20 protein-coding genes are annotated in these 18,782 nt (G+C 48.9%); 2 read left to right on the plus strand and 18 right to left on the minus strand.

From position 1 onward, the window contains the following. Positions 1 to 5 precede the first annotated feature (5 nt). Genes B8987_RS03115 through yqfC form a run of 8 tightly spaced genes read right to left on the minus strand, consistent with a single transcriptional unit; the run spans position 6 to position 7,295 of the window. On the minus strand, positions 6 to 410 hold the full coding sequence (locus B8987_RS03115; RefSeq protein ID WP_020376491.1) for a cytidine deaminase: 405 nt from the start codon (positions 408 to 410) through the stop codon (positions 6 to 8). Positions 411 to 435: 25 nt separating this feature from the next. Further along, the gene (locus B8987_RS03120; protein WP_040767916.1) at positions 436 to 1,713 is read right to left on the minus strand and encodes a hemolysin family protein; all 1,278 of its coding nucleotides are present in this window, start codon (positions 1,711 to 1,713) and stop codon (positions 436 to 438) included. 39 nt (positions 1,714 to 1,752) lie between these two features. After that, positions 1,753 to 2,250 (minus strand): diacylglycerol kinase family protein, encoded by a 498-nt coding sequence (locus B8987_RS03125; RefSeq protein ID WP_020376493.1) that lies wholly within the window; start codon positions 2,248 to 2,250, stop codon positions 1,753 to 1,755. Beyond that, positions 2,237 to 2,686 carry an rRNA maturation RNase YbeY gene (ybeY, locus tag B8987_RS03130; protein ID WP_020376494.1) on the minus strand — a complete coding sequence of 150 codons (450 nt, stop codon included), beginning with the start codon at positions 2,684 to 2,686 and terminating at the stop codon, positions 2,237 to 2,239. Before ybeY ends, B8987_RS03125 begins: the two co-directional genes overlap by 14 nt. After that, entirely contained in the window at positions 2,601 to 4,808 is a 2,208-nt protein-coding gene (locus B8987_RS03135) for an HD family phosphohydrolase (protein WP_020376495.1), read from the minus strand. Before B8987_RS03135 ends, ybeY begins: the two co-directional genes overlap by 86 nt. Then, entirely contained in the window at positions 4,792 to 5,775 is a 984-nt protein-coding gene (locus tag B8987_RS03140) for a PhoH family protein (RefSeq protein WP_020376496.1), read from the minus strand. Before B8987_RS03140 ends, B8987_RS03135 begins: the two co-directional genes overlap by 17 nt. A 39-nt stretch (positions 5,776 to 5,814) precedes the next feature. Next, complete coding sequence (locus B8987_RS03145; RefSeq protein ID WP_020376497.1) at positions 5,815 to 7,017, minus strand: sporulation protein YqfD; 1,203 nt, start codon at positions 7,015 to 7,017, stop codon at positions 5,815 to 5,817. After that, positions 7,014 to 7,295: a sporulation protein YqfC gene (gene yqfC, locus B8987_RS03150; RefSeq protein WP_020376498.1), complete on the minus strand. Its 282-nt coding sequence runs from the start codon at positions 7,293 to 7,295 to the stop codon at positions 7,014 to 7,016. The genes B8987_RS03145 and yqfC overlap by 4 nt, the downstream gene beginning before the upstream one ends. Before the next feature lie 205 nt (positions 7,296 to 7,500). Between yqfC and B8987_RS03155 the strand changes: the two genes are divergently transcribed. After that, entirely contained in the window at positions 7,501 to 8,343 is an 843-nt protein-coding gene (locus B8987_RS03155) for a hypothetical protein (protein ID WP_020376499.1), read from the plus strand. Further along, complete coding sequence (locus B8987_RS03160) at positions 8,340 to 9,011, plus strand: hypothetical protein (protein WP_020376500.1); 672 nt, start codon at positions 8,340 to 8,342, stop codon at positions 9,009 to 9,011. Before B8987_RS03155 ends, B8987_RS03160 begins: the two co-directional genes overlap by 4 nt. 31 nt (positions 9,012 to 9,042) lie before the next feature. Here B8987_RS03160 and B8987_RS03165 read toward each other — a convergent pair whose 3' ends face one another. The 10 genes from B8987_RS03165 to lepA form a co-directional block, all read right to left on the minus strand. Then, on the minus strand, positions 9,043 to 10,077 hold the full coding sequence (locus B8987_RS03165; RefSeq protein ID WP_139793457.1) for a hypothetical protein: 1,035 nt from the start codon (positions 10,075 to 10,077) through the stop codon (positions 9,043 to 9,045). Positions 10,078 to 10,084: 7 nt separating this feature from the next. After that, positions 10,085 to 10,534: a GatB/YqeY domain-containing protein gene (locus tag B8987_RS03170; RefSeq protein WP_020376502.1), complete on the minus strand. Its 450-nt coding sequence runs from the start codon at positions 10,532 to 10,534 to the stop codon at positions 10,085 to 10,087. Positions 10,535 to 10,562: 28 nt separating this feature from the next. Further along, on the minus strand, positions 10,563 to 10,739 hold the full coding sequence (gene rpsU / locus B8987_RS03175; protein ID WP_020376503.1) for a 30S ribosomal protein S21: 177 nt from the start codon (positions 10,737 to 10,739) through the stop codon (positions 10,563 to 10,565). A gap of 368 nt (positions 10,740 to 11,107) precedes the next feature. After that, the gene (locus B8987_RS03180) at positions 11,108 to 11,839 is read right to left on the minus strand and encodes an RsmE family RNA methyltransferase (protein WP_020376505.1); all 732 of its coding nucleotides are present in this window, start codon (positions 11,837 to 11,839) and stop codon (positions 11,108 to 11,110) included. Further along, entirely contained in the window at positions 11,836 to 12,741 is a 906-nt protein-coding gene (locus B8987_RS03185) for a 50S ribosomal protein L11 methyltransferase (RefSeq protein ID WP_020376506.1), read from the minus strand. Before B8987_RS03185 ends, B8987_RS03180 begins: the two co-directional genes overlap by 4 nt. Further along, positions 12,725 to 13,843, minus strand: a complete 1,119-nt coding sequence (gene dnaJ / locus B8987_RS03190; RefSeq protein ID WP_020376507.1) for a molecular chaperone DnaJ — start codon at positions 13,841 to 13,843, stop codon at positions 12,725 to 12,727. The genes B8987_RS03185 and dnaJ overlap by 17 nt, the downstream gene beginning before the upstream one ends. Positions 13,844 to 13,890: 47 nt before the next feature. After that, positions 13,891 to 14,526 carry a nucleotide exchange factor GrpE gene (grpE, locus tag B8987_RS03195; RefSeq protein WP_020376508.1) on the minus strand — a complete coding sequence of 212 codons (636 nt, stop codon included), beginning with the start codon at positions 14,524 to 14,526 and terminating at the stop codon, positions 13,891 to 13,893. 89 nt (positions 14,527 to 14,615) lie between these two features. Further along, positions 14,616 to 15,629: a heat-inducible transcriptional repressor HrcA gene (gene hrcA / locus B8987_RS03200; RefSeq protein WP_020376509.1), complete on the minus strand. Its 1,014-nt coding sequence runs from the start codon at positions 15,627 to 15,629 to the stop codon at positions 14,616 to 14,618. 89 nt (positions 15,630 to 15,718) lie between these two features. Further along, positions 15,719 to 16,888 (minus strand): radical SAM family heme chaperone HemW, encoded by a 1,170-nt coding sequence (hemW, locus tag B8987_RS03205; RefSeq protein WP_020376510.1) that lies wholly within the window; start codon positions 16,886 to 16,888, stop codon positions 15,719 to 15,721. Further along, positions 16,885 to 18,684, minus strand: coding sequence for a translation elongation factor 4 (lepA, locus tag B8987_RS03210; protein WP_020376511.1), 1,800 nt, complete (start codon positions 18,682 to 18,684; stop codon positions 16,885 to 16,887). Before lepA ends, hemW begins: the two co-directional genes overlap by 4 nt. Positions 18,685 to 18,782: the final 98 nt, after the last annotated feature.

The following is an 18,782-nucleotide window of genomic DNA, read 5'->3' on the forward strand; positions in this document are numbered from 1 at the left end:
CTTGCTTATTCCAAAGAAGACGGATTGAGTTGAAAACTTTCGGGCAACAATTCGTGTAACCAAAAATGCTTGGTTTCTTGTCCATCTCCATAAGAGACATAGACATGCAAATCGCCAAACTCGCTGAGGACTTGTCGACATCCCCCGCACGGCATCGCCAAGCTCTTTTCACCCACGATAAAAATGGCATCAAATTGACGTACGCCTGATGACACGGCAGATGCTACAGCCGCTCGCTCCGCACATAAACTTAAAGGATAGCTTGCGTTTTCGACATTGCATCCCGTAAAGATTTGCCCGTCACGACTCAACAAGGCCGCCCCCACAGGAAAATGGGAGTAAGGCACATAGGCATGCTGACGGACTGCAATCGCCTTTTCACGAAGAACGTCTGGTGATATTGTCGACACCTGACTACCGTCTCCTTTTCGCCATTCAGTCATCCTCATCAGTGGTTTGCTCAGGCTTTTGCGCTTTGATAATCACACGGGCAACGCGCCGACCAACCACTTTGGATACCGTAAACTCGAGATTATCCCAGCGGACAATTTCCCCTTCCACAGGCGCTCGTCCTAACAAGTGAAGAATTAATCCGCCTACCGTATCAAAATCTTCATGCGGCAAATCCACATCTAAAATATCATTCACTTCTTCCAATTGAACCATCCCTGCCACATCAATGACTCCATCATCGAGCTGACGTATCGGTTGATCTTCCTGGTCGTATTCATCTTGGATCTCGCCAACAATTTCTTCGAGCAGATCTTCAATAGTGACAATACCAGCGGTTCCGCCATATTCATCAAGCACGACAGCAATCTGAGTCCGTTGACGCCTAAAGTCTGCCAGTAATTCATCCACTTTTTTGGTTTCAGGAATGTATAACACAGGTCGAGCCAATTCCCCAATCGGCGTTTGCGGATCGCGTTCTTTCAAATAAGCCAAAATATCCCGGGCATAAATAACTCCTACCACATCATCAATCGTTTTGCGAAACACCGGCAGCCGAGAATGGCCCCAGTGAATGACCGCATCCCATGCTTCACGCAAAGGTGCCGTATCAGGCAAGGCATTCACGTCAATTCGTGGTACCATCACTTCACGGGCCACCGTCTCACCTAAATCAAAGATACCCTGGATCATTTGTCTCTCGTCAGCTTCTAATAAACCTTCTTCCTCGCCGACTTCGACCATGCTCCGGATTTCCTCTTCAGTCAAAAGACGGCCGCCTTGAGCGCGAGCCCCAAACAGACGAATAATGCCCACCCCAAACCAGGTGAGCACACGCACGACCGGATAGAATATCCGGGCCGAGGCTTCAAGGAAAAAGGCAAAACGCAATGCCACACGTTCAGAATTATGCGCTGCATAGGTCTTAGGAATAATTTCTGCCACTAACAAAATGAACAACGTCATTACCACGGTGGCAATAGCAATCCCATTGCTGCCAAAATAATAGATAAATACGCCGGTGGCAATTGTCGATGCCATGATATTGGTTAAATTGTTACCGAACAACACCGTTCCCAGTAACCTGTTGGGCTGTTCTACTAAACGCTCTAGCCAACGTCCCTGTTTATGCCCTTCCTCGACGAGATTGCGGACCTTTCCCCGCGATAAGGACATCATCGCGGTTTCCGTCATCGAGTACATTGCCGAGAGGCCCACAAGAACAATTAGTACTACTATCGGGCCCCACCGTATAGCTCTCACCGGTTTTTGTCCTTCCCCTTTCGCCGTCCCGGTCAGTTTTCAATGATCTTGCGATGTCGGGTGACCATGCCAAGTACGAGGCAGCCAAATAACCATCAACAGAATTCCCACCAGTACTAGCAACAATAAAATGGTTACCCCCCGCTCATTGTTCCATCGTACCATAAATTCCTCGCCAAATGACGGCAACCGTGGCACGAAAACCCATAAACCCAACAAGGCGGCTCCGATAGCGGCTAGTAGAACGGCGCCAGCGGCAACATCCTTCGCCGTCTGGGCTAAGGGATGAATCTCTGGACTCGCCAAATCCACTACGGCTTCTACCGCCGTGTTTAGCATTTCGGCCACCATCACCACCATAATGGCGGCTAATACAACAATAAACTCGCGTTTAGGCAAATTCAGTATCCAGCCCAAAGTCATCACAAACGCGGCAGTAAAAAAATGCAAGCGTAAATTCCTTTGTGTGACGAACGCATAGCGCAAGCCTGAAAACGCGTACCGAAAAGATTCTTTAAGGTTTTCAGCGCGTTTCACGACTCAGGCCGATGCCTCCTAAAATCTCTTCCGTCTTGGCCATCATTCGCTGTTCTTCGTCGGGTGTCTCATGATCCCAGCCCAGCAAATGCAAGATGCCATGCACTGTTAAGAATCCCAGTTCCCGCTCAAAACTATGCCCGTATTCTAGAGCTTGTTGACGCGTCCGGTCCAACGAAATCACGATATCCCCTAAAACCGGGTCGTCAAACGCATCCTCTCCTTCTCGTTGACTAAAGGACAAGACATCCGTCGGGCGATCCACGCCCCGATACGTTCGATTCAACTCATGAATTGTCGAATCATCCGTCAGAACAATACTGAGCTCTGCGTCCTCAAGCCCACCTAAATTATCGAGAGCTGCGATGGCTACCCGTCGAACGGTCTCCTCCAATTCGGCGGATGAACCGGGAGGACTTTCCACCCATATGTCCATGACTATGACTCCTCTCCATTTCCTTTAAAACTTTTTCAGGATATTCAATGCGTTGGTGAAACACACCGGTTAATACTCGCACGAACGTGCGTGCGATAATGTCCAACTCTTTTAGTGTAAGATTGGATTCGTCCAGTTGGCCATCCTCCAAACGGTCTTTAATAATTTTACGCACCACTTGTTCGATAGCTTGCGGCGTCGGCTGCTTTAATGTCCGGCTAGTGGCTTCAGAAGCGTCCGCTAGCATGACAATCGCGGTTTCTTTACTCTGTGGCCTTGGCCCGTCATAACGGTAATCCTCTTCCAGCACACCGTCTCCCGTATCCGCCTGTAACGCCTTGTGGTAGAAAAAGCTAATCAATGTGGTTCCGTGATGTTCCCGGATAAAGTTAATAATGGCATCGGGAATATGATATTGGCGAGCTAACTCAATCCCGTCGCGAACATGGGAGGAGATGATAAGCGCCGATAATGCTGGCGCTAATTTGTCGTGGGGATTGTCCGCCCCAAATTGGTTGTCCACAAAGAAATATGGGCGCTTTGACTTTCCGATATCGTGGTAGTAGGCGCCCACCCGTGCCAAAAGCGAGTTACCACCTACGGCTTCCGTGGCTTGTTCCGCCAAATTTCCCACCATAATACTGTGATGATAGGTACCAGGCGCTTCCACGAGCAACTTGCGTAATAGCGGTTGATTAGGGTTACTCAACTCAATCAACTTCATCGAGGTGATAATGCCAAATGGCCCTTCCAAAAATGGAATGGAGCCCATCGCCAAAATCGCCGCCAATACTCCGTCTAAGAGTCCCCATAACAACGTTTCCCATGTAGGCGTTTGGGCAATTCCCGCCCCTTCCATAATGTCGAGTCCCAATAACGTCATCAAATTGACAATTCCCACGAGGAGTCCCGCACGGATAATGTCATAACGTTGGGACAAACGGCTCACTCCGAAAACTCCAGCCAGCCCACCAAAGAATGATACTAGCGCCACATTGAGATCTGCCCCCGTCAATGTGGCCATCCCCAAAGCCAAAACTCCAGCCATAACCATCCCAAGACCAGAATCTACCAGAGCAGTCACCATAATCGCGGCGGTGGGCACCACCAGATAATTTAAAGCCGGCAATCCTTTCATGACATCCGCAGCAATCAAGGAAGCCGTGAAAATAATGCCGGTAATGATTGTCGACGGCAGAGAATTTAATAAAGGACGTTTTAAAAACCACAGGTACCCACTCAATAGAGCAACCAATACCAACGACACAAGAGCCGAGCCAACAACAGGAGCCGGGTTAAAGCCTTGGTCTAATAATCCGAGTTCTTGAAGGACTTTGATATCCGCAGGAGTCACAACCTGGCCAGCTTGTAAAACTTGCTCGCCTTTTAAGATCTTGACAATGGGCACGCGCGCCATCGCAGCCGCTTTTTTGGCCTGCGTATCTTGGACATTCAAAAAGGTGTTGGGAACGATGAGACTTTTTGTAAAGTCCGCCAAAAACAAGCGGAGTCCTGATTGAGACTCTTCTTGGGAGGCCAGCTGCGCAGCAAAGCCTTTGGCTTCTGCTAAACCGACCTGATTATTTCTAACCCCGTTGCCGTTCCCCATTACCGACGACACAATAACCAGGGCATCTTGTTGGAGTTGGGAGAGACTTGAGGGGGATAATTGCAGCACTTCACCCCAAACACTATTGGGCAATCCCACAGGAATGGCCTGGGCCACGGTTTGTTCCCGCAAAGACAAGGGCGCAGCTTGATCGAGAGACAGAGACAAAATCAGCGAAAAATCCTTCCGAATGGTGTTTTCCTGGTTTTTCAGCACCTGATTATTCGTCGTGTACACATTCGGAACGGATTTAGCCGCTTGTTCTCTCGCTTTAGCAGTAGCCCCCCAATCGACCACACCATAAGGGGCCACAATCGTTCGGGGTGCTAAATCGCCCACCGACACATCAATGCGTTGCGCAAATAATGTGGCGGTAAACACGATCGTGGTCAACAGCCAGACACTTAATGCCACAACCAGCTGTTGCCAGTGTAAGGACCATGGTTCTTTTAGATCCCACCTCAATGCGCGAACATGTGACAGCCACTTTCCCACATTACGTTTTGTGGTCATGATTATTGGCTCCTTGCTCTCCTTCAAACCGTTGATAGGCCGCAATAATTTCTCCTACTAAGGGATGACGAACGACATCGCGCTTGCCCAGATGAATCGTGCGAATACCAGGAATCCCCTCCAAAATACGTTCTGCTTCATACAGTCCTGATCGTTCACCTCGTGCCAAGTCCACCTGCGTCGCGTCTCCTGTTACGACCATTTTGGAACCATAACCAAGACGGGTTAAAAACATCTTCATTTGTTCGTACGTGGTATTTTGCGCTTCATCGAGAATAATAAAGCTCGAATTTAATGTTCTTCCACGCATATAAGCCAGCGGCGCCACTTCAATGTGTCCTCGTTCCCGGTAACGTTCAACCGCTTCCTGTCCGAGAAATTCGAAAAGGGCATCATAGAGCGGACGCAAATAGGGATCCACTTTGTCCTCCAATGCGCCGGGCAAAAAGCCTAGCTTTTCTCCGGCTTCCACTGCGGGTCGGGTCAAGATAATCCGCTCAACCTCATGCGTTTTTAACGCTTGCACCGCCATTGCCATGGCTAAATAGGTCTTTCCCGTACCGGCAGGGCCAATGCCAAACACCAGAGTATTTTGCCGAATGGCTTCAATATATACTTGTTGACCAACGGTCTTCGGACGGATTATCCGCCCCGCAGTTGTGGTATAGACGGATTCCGTCAACAAATGCAGGAATTCATTTTGGGTGCCTTCTTGCACAGCCGTTACCGCTGCATCGACTGTATCGAGCCGGATAGGCTGACCCGCATACGCCCACTGTGCTAATAAGTCTAGAACTTGCCGAGCCAGTGCTTGGTCTTGATCCGGTCCTTGGATAGCAATGACATTCCCACGAGCTGTAAGTTTCACATGTAGCGTATTTTCAATATGCTTCAAATGTTCATCGCCGCGACCAACCAATGTTGTCACGGCATTATTGTCAGTAATAACCCACTGAGAAAGTGGCAATGGCGTCCCCCTTTTTCTGCTTAGATTACCCAATGTCCATCAATTGGTCACGGGCACTGCAATATTTTGATTCACGACCCATATCAATTGTACCGACACGCTATGATTTGACCAATGAATAATCCGACGTTCCCGAACTTTGGTTCCCCCATGCACCATGTTGTGCATACGACGTGATACGTGATCGATGGCTCGCGCCAAAGCTTGTTTTCTCGATAACATAACACGTCGCCTTTGTAATTCATTATATACGATTTTGACTGTCTCTACTGGCAAGTTGACATCTTGCCAGCGCCACGGCTCCACAAATTTGTGGGTTTTGTAGGAACGAAAGGGAATGCTTCCATATCCCTGCAAGAGCACAGGAGCATTGTCGCCAATTTGGATAAAAGTTTGGGTGAAGGTATGTCCCGAGGGAACCCATTCATGAAACTGGTATGGCTGGACCACTGTGGCTTGATAACGCACATCTGCGTAAACTTCGCCCCGCGCAGGAGTTTGCACCGCATCCGTAAGAGGCTTGGTAGCCCCTTCGGGCTGTATGGGCACCGGAGCACTAACCGCTCCCGAAATGAGGGTTTGACCCTTTTTGACCACTTCACCGGGACTGACTTCGGGATCGCCCATATAAACTAAAACACTGGTCACGGTCCCGCTATGCGCAGCAATCATTTTACGAGGGAGTTTGTTTGAAGGTTTAGTGACTAAAGGTACAACTTGTACCGTCAACAACACACCGTGAAGGGACAATCCAATAAAGGCATACTGCGGTAAAATCCGTTGCATAATCAAGCGAGATTTGCTCAAATTAATCGCCCGAGAAGGTGTACCGACATGAATACCTGCCGCTTTTGCCGCTTGAATCAATTGGGTTTTGGCTGTTGGCGTAATGTTGGCGGTAGGTACGTTAATAATCCAAATCCGACTCGTTGTTACAAAAATTAAAGCCACCGCGGTTAATGCCCCCACTCCCAGAAAAGGGCGCGCTGTAAACTGCCGCCATTTAAAAGGCAGGCCCCCACGCCGACCAAAATGAAGATGATAATGTTTGCCCCGCAAGACTTGACGCAAAATACGTAAACTGCTGAGCGGTGCAATAAAGCGGTAGCCTTTAGACGTATTCTTCACAGCCCACAAGCGTTGTCCTGATAAGGCCAATTGGCTGATGATCTCTTCAGGATGCCGCCCCACCAGGGTAACTTCAACCCACCCAAAAAATAATCGGTATAAAAAATCGATCACCGTTGCCCCTCCTGAAAGACCAAAGAGTGGACTTGACCGGTAACGAGAATTTCTCCCCGGTCAATCCATCCAATCACCAAGTCCTTCCCCCGCACGACGAGATAGCCTTCTGCCAAACGCAAGACAATATGTTCTGGCCCATATTTTTGAAGACCCCGATGATTCTCCACGCGGAACTGGAGGTGTCCTACCACTTCAATACGAGGAACATTCACCAACACTTCAGGTGGAATTTCAAGCCATTGTGCCACCCGGGTTAGATTCTTTCCTCTTTTCATCCGGATTCCTCCCCCGTCCATCCTCTGGTTCATGGTATGCTTGGCTTTCATAGGCCATGATGAAAGAAATGTTCGGATCGAGCAGGAATCTTTGATAAAACCGCGTATAACTCAGATAAAGAGGATCCTAACCAGCCTAAAAACGCATGAAAAATTTGCCTATTTGTCAATAGTGATTGTCAGATAGCAAGAATTGAGTGGAAAAATGGAAGAGACTTTGCAGTATACACCCGTAAAGCCCGACAAATTGTCGTCGTCATGGACAATCATACATGTTTTAAAAATCACCACGACCCGGGCTTGCTGGATGCAGTGTCGGTTCTGTGATTTTAGCCACTTTGTCCCGCTCGTGGGAAACAATCCCGTCAAACCCTTAGCCCTGTTAAATCTTGTACAAACTGATCCCAGATTAGACGGCCCCTATGATCTCGTTAAAATTCGTGGGGGATTAAGCTTTTTTGAGCCCTGGAGCTATTTCCGCTCGGCCATTCGCCATATTCATACCCGTAACCCCGCACCCATCCAAGCTTTGTCCGCGGTAGAACTGATGCATTTTCACCGTGTAGAAAAAAAGCCATTTCAAGAACTGCTGGAAGAACTAAGATGGGCAGGTGCATCGAGCTTGGGCCCAGGCGGGAGTGAATTGCTCTGGGATGAATGGCGCCAAGATGTAGCTCCACTACGCCTCAGCGCAAAAGAATGGCTTCGCATTCACCAACTCGCTGAATCCTGTGGTCTCCAATCCCGTGCGAGTCTTATGGTATTTCCCGGCATAACAGGGCGGCATGTTCACGATCATCTTGCGGTTCTCAAGCAACTTCGGGGATTATCTGTAATAGAGATCAAACCATTTCGCCCGACACCTCTGTTCACCGTGGACCATCCCCATACGTTAGATCTTTTAGCCGTCGTACAACTGATCCGCCAAGAATTGCCGCACGTACTTATTGAAATCAATATTGACCATATTTCTCATGACATGCGCGATCTGCTGCGAGGACACGGGGTATCGCGCGCATTAGTGACCCAGGAGGAAATGGACGCGTGATGAACGACATTCTTTGGGTTCCTTGGTTACAGGTTCCCCGCTTACAATATCCGGCCTACGAAACCCATATTGTTCAACTCTTTCTTAAAGGCCATCTACAACGAGGTCATGTCCTGTGGAGTTCCGAAACCTACAAACCGATCCCGTCCTTTTCTCTTTGGCATCCGAAACCAGGAGTGTTATGGCATGTTCGTTATGATCTTACGACTCATCCCGAGGACATTGGCGACTTCAACGGACCTATAGAAATGGCGATAACGCTTGAGCATATTCCCTTCGATCTTCTTAAAACGTTATCCGAAACATCTCGGTTAACCCGAATCATTCTCTACAGGGCTAGCGGCCAGGGATTATTACCTGTCATCCACAGCATTGAACAACTTTTGAGCGTGTTGCCTGGGATTCCATTATGGTTGGATCAAGTCACCATAGGCTGGGAAGCTCTAGCCTATTTACTGGCAGTGTTTCCGGACGTTCAGCCCTTTAATGTGCAAGATCAGGGGTTAGATCAGCTCTTAATCATCGCTCAAAAATTAAACCGTCGCGTATTTTTGTCTGACTTCAGTGGTCGGGCGCCTATTTTGGTCCCCTATCTCCCCACCTTTGCCATGGACCACGAGTCTCTTTGGAATATGGACAAGCTTCCTATTTATCCCGGATACCTCTAAAAAATGAGGGTTACGAATCCGTCTCCCGTCCTTAAGCGTTCCATGGTTGTACAGCCCGAGGAAAAGTGTTGGGCGGAGCTATAACCTGAAATGCTGGACCAAAACGGTCCCCCCGTGCATTAAACCACAGACCTTGACTTGGACCGTCCAAAATGATAACCCAGGAAGCACTCAGAACGGAGGTGACGGTCGTCTGTAAAGGTTGCGGCCATTTCACCAAGTCTTGATCGGAAAACGAAACACCAGTAAGGGGAATAAGCCCCTTAAGGGTGAGTCCATAGGCCGGATGAGAAGGAATCACTTCAATCACAGCGTCCTTCACGGAAGAAAACATATGGAGCTGACGGTGCCCCAAATGCGTTAACGGTAAAATTTCTATGCCAAAATTCCGCAGTCCTTCCGTAACGGGTAAATACACATCTCTAGTACCGACAGCGACCGATCCTTGGGGCACATGAGCCACAGTCCACTGTTGAATAACTCCCCGCGTATATCCCCATAGCGTCACCTGGGCTTTATCCGGCCATACCCGAAGAATGACCATTTGACCCTGGTGCGCGGGATATAACGTGGTAATGGCCAATGGTCCCTGCAATACTTGAACAAAATGCCCGTGGTGCTGGCAATATAAATCAACAGACTGACCGTCTACTCTTTCAACGACAGCCCACAAACGCCCAGAAATGTAATCAACTGACAAGATCGTTCTATGGGATGGCGCCTTCCAAATAAGGTGGTCATGGCCAGAAGGCGTCAACTGGTACAAAGCCGATCCTGTAGTGACCCATAAGAGACGACCATGACTCGCCATGATTTGTGATTGGGCCACCAACCCCAAGGATCCCAAATTGATGAGATGTCCTTGAGGGTGTCCTTGAGCCGTATATCGCCCCACCAAGAGATCTTCGGTCCCGGTAGCTGTCGTGCGGGCAAAGGCAATAGCCAGATCCGGGGGAGAATTATTCCCCCCACAACCGCTCAATCCTATGCCCATAAAAATAACAAAAACAGCGACCCACTTTCTCCTCCATAACCATGGGCGAGAAAATAGGCGCTGCTTCTTCATAGGACTCTTAACGGGATAAACGGGCTTTTACAAGATCCGCTACATGCCGGCCATCAGCCCGCCCCCGAATCTGAGGATTGACGATCGCCATGACTTTGCCCATATCTTTCGGTGAGGTCGCTCCACAGGCCGTGATCGCGGCGTCAATTAACTGCGCCAGTTCATCTTCAGATAAGGGCTCTGGTAAATATGACGATAAAATCTCGATTTCTTTGAGATTTTTCTCGACTAAATCTTGCCTTCCGGCTTTTTCAAATTCGCTATTGGCATCTTTGCGTTCTTTGATTTCCTTGACGATCACCTGAAGGATTCCTTCGTCATCTAAGGTGGTTCGCTCGGATCGTGTTTCTTGTGCTAGGATGCCGGCTTTTATCGACCGGATCACCGACAAGCGGGCTTGGTCTTTAGCCCGCATCGCCGATTTAAGGTCCTCATTCAATTGTTCTCGGAGAGACAAGGGAGAACCCCCTTAGAAACCATATTTATTATTTCGCACGCTTCTTCCGTGCGGCCTCGGATTTCTTTTTCCGGCGCACACTCGGCTTTTCATAATGTTCGTGCCTGCGAGCTTCCGCAAGGACTCCAGCCTTTTGGATTTGTCTCTTAAAACGCCGCAGCGCGCTATCCAAGCTTTCGTTTTTACCGACTTTAACCTCTGACATAGTTCTCCCTCCCCTCCACCCGAACGGGTCGGGGTACGCTTCTCTTTATTATATGTGTCGGGGGAAAAGTGTGTCAAATTTCCTATGTCAAACGTTAAAGATTACCATGGTCGATAAAGGTGCCCGTATTTGGATAAACATTCTTTGCACAAGGTGCTTTCCAGAAAACCGGTGGACATAGAGGTCGCCTCTCGTTTGACCACCGGCTTATGACAGATATCACAAAACTTTAGTTCTACGACTTTGCCCATCGTCTCGACCTCCTGCCCATAGGATGGCCGAAACGCTGCTGTTAAAACCCTAGAAATCGTCACCAAATTTGTCGACAAGCACCCCAGTTTTCCCACTCCAACGCGTCCTCCACCGCGTTAGGATTGACCGTGCGCAAAGTAATGAGAGGACATCCACGCCCTAAGTAATGCTGCCGCAAAAACGCCAGCGTTTTCAGCCCGGTAGATATACGGGCCTAATGATACGGCGTCAAATCCGTTGCGGGTCAATTGGTCTCGTTCTGATGGTGTTAACCCACCTTCGGGCCCTACCACGAGAAGGCAAGCGGATAAAGGCGACATGGGGTGTTCCATTAGCCAATCCCAGAGATTTTTCCCTTGCGCGTCTAATACCAACTTGTGCGGAATCTTTAAATCCATCACCTCGCTAAGCGTGGTCAAGGGAAAAATTTCCGGGACACGGCTTCTGTGTGCCTGTTCGGTGGCCTCTTTAGCCACTTTATGCCAGCGGTTCCATTTGCTTGGTGAAATTTCCCGGACAATTGTTCGCTCGGTCAGTACTGGATAAAATCCCGCAATCCCTGCCTCAGTGCCTTTTTCGATGATATCGCTAAATAAATCTTTCTTAATCAGGGATTGCGCCAAGAAAAGCGAGACATCCTCGAAAACTTCCCGAGTTCTAAGACACTCGAGTACCTGATTATCTTGCGTCATTACACACTCAAAAATCGCTTGCCCGCTTAACAAGGCTTCAATTTTCTCTCCGGGACGCACCCGCATCACATGACCCAGATAGTGACTTTGCTCTGGTGTTAAAATAATCCTCTTGTCGGGGATTATTTGCTCACTGCTCACCACAATCCGGATCATGGTGCCGCCACCATCATCGCCCAGCCTTCTCGTTCTACCATCTTGGTAATGCGTCCACCATAAGATTCCACAACCCGGACAATCTCCTCACGTCTGTCCCACAAAATCCCCGATAATATCGCTTGACTTCCTTTGTGCAAGTGCTGAATCAATGACGGCCATTCGGGAATGATAATATCCGCGATCAAATTGCATAATGCCAGGTCAAACACCTTATCTGGGGGTACATCCTTCAAGGTCCCTAAAAGCGTATGGATTTTCAAATGATTGAGGGCAATATTTGACTCCAAAGCCCGAAACGCCACCGGATCGGGTTCCACAGCCCAAGTTTCATGGGCCTGCATTCTTGCGGCTAATATGGCGAGAATGCCAGATCCCGCTCCTAAATCTAAAACTCGCAAGCTATGAGGATTGATCTCGATAATTTCGTTTAAGCACATAAAGGTGGTCGGATGTGTTCCGGTGCCAAACGCCATCGCCGGATCCAAAATAATCTGGTGGTCCTCATCAATGCCGTCCACATCTTGCCAGGCCGGGACGACGACGTAGTGATCCTTTAAATAAATCGGGTGATAATATTGTTTCCAATTGTTAGCCCAGTCTTCTGTACGGATCCGGTCCATTGTTATAGTCCAGCCGTGCTCATTAGCCAAACGTTCCAATTCCGCCCGAATCTTGCCAAATCCCGGCTCATCAGGAAAATAGCCGCGAACAAACGGTTTTCCGGGAATTAAGGGAATATCCGTAAAAGGAGCTTGCACGGGTTGACCATCTTCCCATTCAATCCCACTAAGGCCAAAATCTAACAACACCTGGGCAGCCATTTCCACATCATCAGGGGACACAAAACAGGTTACCGCCATATAATCAGGAGAAGAGGATGAATTACCGACCCAGGGCATCTTTCACCTTCTTGAATATGCTCTTGTCTTCGTGCGCAACATCTTCTTTGCGCATTTCAGCCCACATATGCAACAATTCCCGTTCTTTATGGGTCAAAGATGTCGGCACCATGACTTTAACTTTGACATTCAACGAACCGCGAATACTGGCATTCCCCAATCTTGGCAATCCTTGCCGCGACAGCTTAAAGACGGTGCCGGTTTGGGTGCCACCCGGAATATGCAAGGTTTCTTCCCCATTCAACGTCTTAATTTTCAGATCCGCGCCTAACGCTGCTTGCGCAAAAGTAATGGGTTCTTCCACCCAAATGTCATCGCCATCACGGGTGAATCGCTCATGTTCTTTCACGTGCACAAACACAATTAAATCTCCCGGCGGCCCTCCATGCTGTCCAGCCCCACCTTCACCAGCCACCCGAAGCCGTGTGCCTTCATCGACACCTGCAGGAATGGTAACACTTAAACTTTTTTCAGCACGAACTTGACCGCGACCGTGACATTCTTTACACGGCACCGGAATGATGCGTCCACTGCCATGACATTTTGGACAAGTTTCCACCTGCCGAATCCGTCCTAAGAAACTTTCTCGAATCCGTTCGACTTGACCATTACCATGACAAGTTGGACACATTTCGAGCCGTGTCCCCGGTTCCGCCTGATTGCCGTGACATCTCGGGCAGATTTCATCCCGTGTCACCCGAATCGTCTGCGTACTCCCGGTGAGCACTTCTTCTAAGGTTAAGGTCAAATCGTAGCGCAAATCAGGACCTTTAATAGGACCGCTGCGGCGTCCTTGCGAAGACCCATTGCCGAAGAAAATATCGAAAATGTCACCAAACCCGCCAAAGCCAAAATCTTGGCCAAAGGGGTTTCCCATCTGTGGGCCATCGGCGCCAAATTGATCATAACGTGCACGTTTTTCGGGGTCCTGTAGCACTTGATACGCTTCATTGATTTCTTTAAATCGCTCTTCCGCCGTCTTATCTCCAGGATTGGCATCGGGGTGATACTTGGCGGCAAGGCGTCTAAAGGCACGCTTGATTTCGTCAGGACTCGCATTGCGGCTGACACCCAACACTTCATAATAATCGCGCTTTGCCATTCGCTAAATTCCCTCCTCTTCTCTGCCTCAATGCCAGTCGCAAGACTTCATGACGCCGAATCCGTTTGCGATTTTTGGGCTTCTGGCGTGCCCTGCCCCGTGGAAACTTTGACCAAGCTCGCACGCAAGACACGGTCTTTCCATTGAAATCCCTTTAATAATTCCTCGATAATGGTCCCTTCAGGCTCATCGCTGTCAACCCGTTGGACGGCTTCATGCACTCTGGGATCAAAGATGGTTCCCACTGTGGGAATCGGGGTCACCCCAAATTTGGTCAAGACATCGTTGAAGCCTTTCAGAGTCATTTCGACTCCCATGCGCCACGCTTTGGCTTCATCAGTGTCCGGCATGTATTTCAACGCCCGCTCTAAGTTGTCGTAGACGGGCAAGAAATCTCCCAAGATCGCGCCCGTTACATATCCGCGGAGCTCTTCCCGTTCTCGGTCTACCCGGCGCCTGTAGTTATCAAAATCTGCTTGAAGGCGCACTAACTGATCATAACGGTCCTGCGCTACCTGCTGCCAATTGGTTTCAGTGTCATTCGCAGCGGCTTCTTGGTCTTCCGCCTCACCTTGAGAATCCACCTGTTCTTGATTTTCATCAACGAGTCCTTCGGTGTCTTGTTGTTCTTCATCATATGGTTCCCTATCTGTTTGCGCTTTCTTGTCGCGCTCGTCCGCCATTAAAAAATCCTCCCCATTTGACTAAGCTCTTGTTGAGATTTCCATCTCATCTTAGCATTCCTTATTTTTAATACCGCGGTGGCTTTTCATTACGCCCACTTGAGCGCTTGAGACAGTTCGTCCGAAACCACTTCCAAAACCGTCATCACATAAGCATATTGCATCCGTCTAGGCCCGACAACCATCACGCGTCCCACCACGGTCTGTCCTACCCGGTAGGACGCGGTGACCACACTACAATCTTGTATATCTTCAATGGACGTCTCCGAACCAATCAATGCCATAACCCCGTCGGCAGGATGCGAATGGACAATTTGTTCGACAGCTTTATCTTGCTCCAAAAACCCTAAGACTCTGCGTACTTTGTTGATATCATTAAATTCCGGATAATTGAGGATGGTTAAGGGACCCGCCACGGTCATCCGCTCATCATCGGATCCCTCCGTTAAGAACCATCCCAGTACGGTTTGCCATAAGGCAGCATGTTCGAAGAGGCTCGTCGATAACGGATCTAATATATAATTTTGCAAATCGCGCATCGAAACCCCGGCAAATTGGCGCGAGAAATCTTGAGCGAGGGCATTTAACTGGGCCAAACTCAGCTCTTTGGGAATCGACACAGTCTTATTTTGTGTAAATCCATCCGCTGTGCGAATAATTAATAGGGCACTATCTTCTCCCACCCCCACAAAATGCAACGCGGAAAAAATTCCTTGTTCCCACGATGGAGCCAGGACAATAGAAGGATACCCCGTAATATCACTGACTAACTTGGCGGTCTGGTGAATAAACCACTCCAGTTCTCGCACACGTGACTGGTACGTGGACCGGATGCGCTCCAGCAATTCATGGCCAATTGGCGCTTTGGACATTAACTCATCGACATAAAAACGGTAACCCTTATCCGAGGGTACTCGGCCAGCCGATGTATGCGGCTGTTCCAGAAAACCCCATTCTTCCAAATCCGCCATTTCATTGCGGATGGTCGCCGGACTAATGCCCAAATTATATTTTTTTGCTAAAGTGCGTGAACCCACAGGCTCTGCCGAATTAATGTAGTCTTCCGTCAAAGCTTGCAAAATGGTTCGTTTCCGTGTATCCACCCCAGTCACCTCCTGCCCGTGTTAGCACTCTCATATGCCGAGTGCTAATATACCCTATTAGGTAAAATAGCCTGGGATTCACATCACTGTCAAGCATATTGGTCAGTTCCGACAAATTCCCGAAACACATAGTTGGCCATATCCCGGCCGCGTGAAGTCAGCCGAATCCGGTCCTTGTCCCGCTCAATAAGACCTTGATTATGCAGGCGACGAAATATAGAACCCAAGAGTCCTTCGGGATTTACCCCAAATTTATGATGGAATCGCGTACGGGAGAATCCTCCCTCTTCTCGCAAGCCTAACCACACATATTCCCGCATTTCCTCTTGGCGATCCAACCATTCCTCTCCTGCCTTAACGTTTTCACCGGCCTCTATCGCTTCCATATAGCGTCTAATGCCGCGAATATTCCACCACCGACGTCCATGCCAATATCCGTGGGCCCCAGCGCCTAAAGCTAAATAAGGATTCATGGTCCAATATAGACGGTTATGCCGCGAATGTTTTCCCGGAAGACAATAGTTCGATATTTCATAAGGCATAAAACCTGCCCGTAATAACGTCATGCGCCCAATATCGGCCATATCGGCAGTCAAATCGGTAGCGGGTAAGGACAAGAGGCCCCTTTTCAATTGGGTGGCTAAAGGAGTGCCTTCCTCAATTTGTAATTGATATAAGGATAAGTGATCAGGTTTTAGGGCCAACACGGCTTCCAGAGATTCTTGCCATTCGGCTAAGCTCTGTTGCGGCAACCCATAAATTAAATCACAATTGACATTTTCAAATCCCGCCTCACGAGCAGATTCCATGGCAATCCTAGCGTCTTGGGCGGTATGAATCCGGTTAAGTTGTTGCAGGTGATGATTTTGCCATGCCTGCACACCTAATGACAGGCGATTAACGCCTGCCATACGGTACTGACGTAATCGTTTGACATTAACAGTTCCGGGATTCGCCTCCATCGTAATCTCTATGGATTGCCCGGTATGCGGTAGCCGCTTGGCCACGGCCTCAAGGATGCTGGCAACCTGGGCTGGTTCCAACAACGACGGAGTGCCTCCGCCTAAAAAGATGGAGACCAGATTTCCAGCAGGTATTTCTATTTGCTGATCCCACTCTTTTATTAAGGCACTGACATACCGCCGGTAATCGTCTTCACCCATTCCCGTAATGGTATTAAAGTCGCAATAGGTACAACGCGCCTGGCAAAACGGAATGTGAATATATAGCCCCCAATCCGATAAGGCCGGATCCATCATTTATTATCATCCACTCGTAAAATGGCCATAAAGGCTTCCTGGGGAATTTCCACATTGCCCACGGCTTTCATCCGTTTTTTTCCTTCTTTCTGTTTCTCGAGAAGCTTTCGTTTACGGGTAATGTCACCCCCATAACATTTGGCCAAAACATCCTTGCGCATCGCCTTGACCGTTTCCCGGGCAATAACCCGTCCCCCAATTGCTGCTTGCAGTGGTACTTCAAACAACTGACGGGGAATCAGATCGCGTAGTTTCTCCACCAGTGTTCGTCCCCGGTAATAAGCCTTGTCCCGGTGCACAATCATGGAAAAAGCATCCACGACTTCCCCATTGATGAGGATGTCAAGACGCACCAGATCCGAGGGAGCAAAGCCGCTCCACTGGTAATCAAAAGAGGCATACCCCCGGGTTCGGGATTTTAATTGGTCAAAGAAATCGAACATAATTTCTCCCAAGGGGAGAGAATAGGACAACATGGCTCGCTGGCTATCAATATAGGAAAGATCTTTATAAATGCCACGGCGTTCCTGTGCCAGTTCCATGACCGCCCCAATATATTCACTGGGAGTAATAATACTGGCACTCACCATCGGCTCCCGAATTTCCTCAATATCGCCCGCTGGCGGCATGAGTGCTGGATTGTCGACCCGAATTTCTTCTCCTGTAACGAGCCGCACTTGATAGACCACGTTAGGCGCGGTGGTAATCAAGGACAAATTGTACTCACGTTCCAACCGTTCTTGAATGACGTCTAAGTGTAATAGACCAAGAAATCCCGCCCGAAATCCAAAGCCTAGGGCAGCAGAGGTTTCTGGTTCAAATGTTAACGAGGCATCATTGAGTTGCAATTTTTCTAAGGCTTCTCTAAGCCGCCCGTAATCACTGGTGTCAACGGGGTATAAGCCGGAAAATACCATCGGTTGCGCGGGGCGATAGCCCGGTAATGCTTCTTTGGCCGGATGGTCGGCGAGGGTGACGGTATCCCCGACACGGGTATCTTGGACCGTTTTAATGGATGCCGCAAAAAACCCCACCTCTCCGGTCGACAGGGACGAAACCGTCGTAGGATGAGGACGAAATACACCGATTTCCGTCACTTCAAAGGATGCCCCGGTCGCCATAAATTGGATCTTATCTCCCACATGAAGGGATCCATCAACAACCCGAATATATACCAAGACGCCTTTATAACTGTCAAAGCGAGAATCAAAAATTAGAGCTCTTAATGGGGCCTCTGGGTTGCCAACAGGAGGCGGAATGCGGGAGACAATAGCTGCCAGCGTCTCATCGATACCGATGCCTTGTTTAGCCGAAACCAAAATGGCTTCGGTCCCGTCTAAACCGATTTCAATTAATTCTTCTTGGACACGCTCGGGATTGGCGTTAGGCAAATCAATTTTATTGATGATCGGGATAACGGTCAGATCATGTTCTAAGGCCAAATACAAATTCGCTAATGTTTGGGCTTCAACGCCTTGTGCCGCGTCAATCACTAATAAAGCGCCTTCACAAGCTTGCAACGCTCGTGAGACTTCATAGGTAAAATCAACATGGCCCGGGGTATCAATTAAATTGAGTTCGTAACGCTGCCCTTGATATTCATATTCCAAACGCACCGCTTGCGCTTTAATGGTAATCCCGCGCTCGCGTTCTAGATCCATCGAATCCAACACTTGGGGAGCCATCTCACGCGCCGTTAATGTTCCGGTTCGTTCAATGAGACGGTCCGCCAAAGTACTTTTGCCATGATCAATATGGGCGATAATTGAGAAGTTCCGAATTTCCGATTGGTTCACGTTTGCCCTCCAGCATCCCAATTCCTATCTTACCTATTTTACTGGTTTGCTGTATCAATGAAAAGAAAGGCAAGACCGATGGTCCCACTCACCTATCA

Source organism: Sulfobacillus thermosulfidooxidans DSM 9293 (assembly GCF_900176145.1).
Taxonomy (GTDB): Bacteria; Bacillota; Sulfobacillia; order Sulfobacillales; family Sulfobacillaceae; genus Sulfobacillus; species Sulfobacillus thermosulfidooxidans.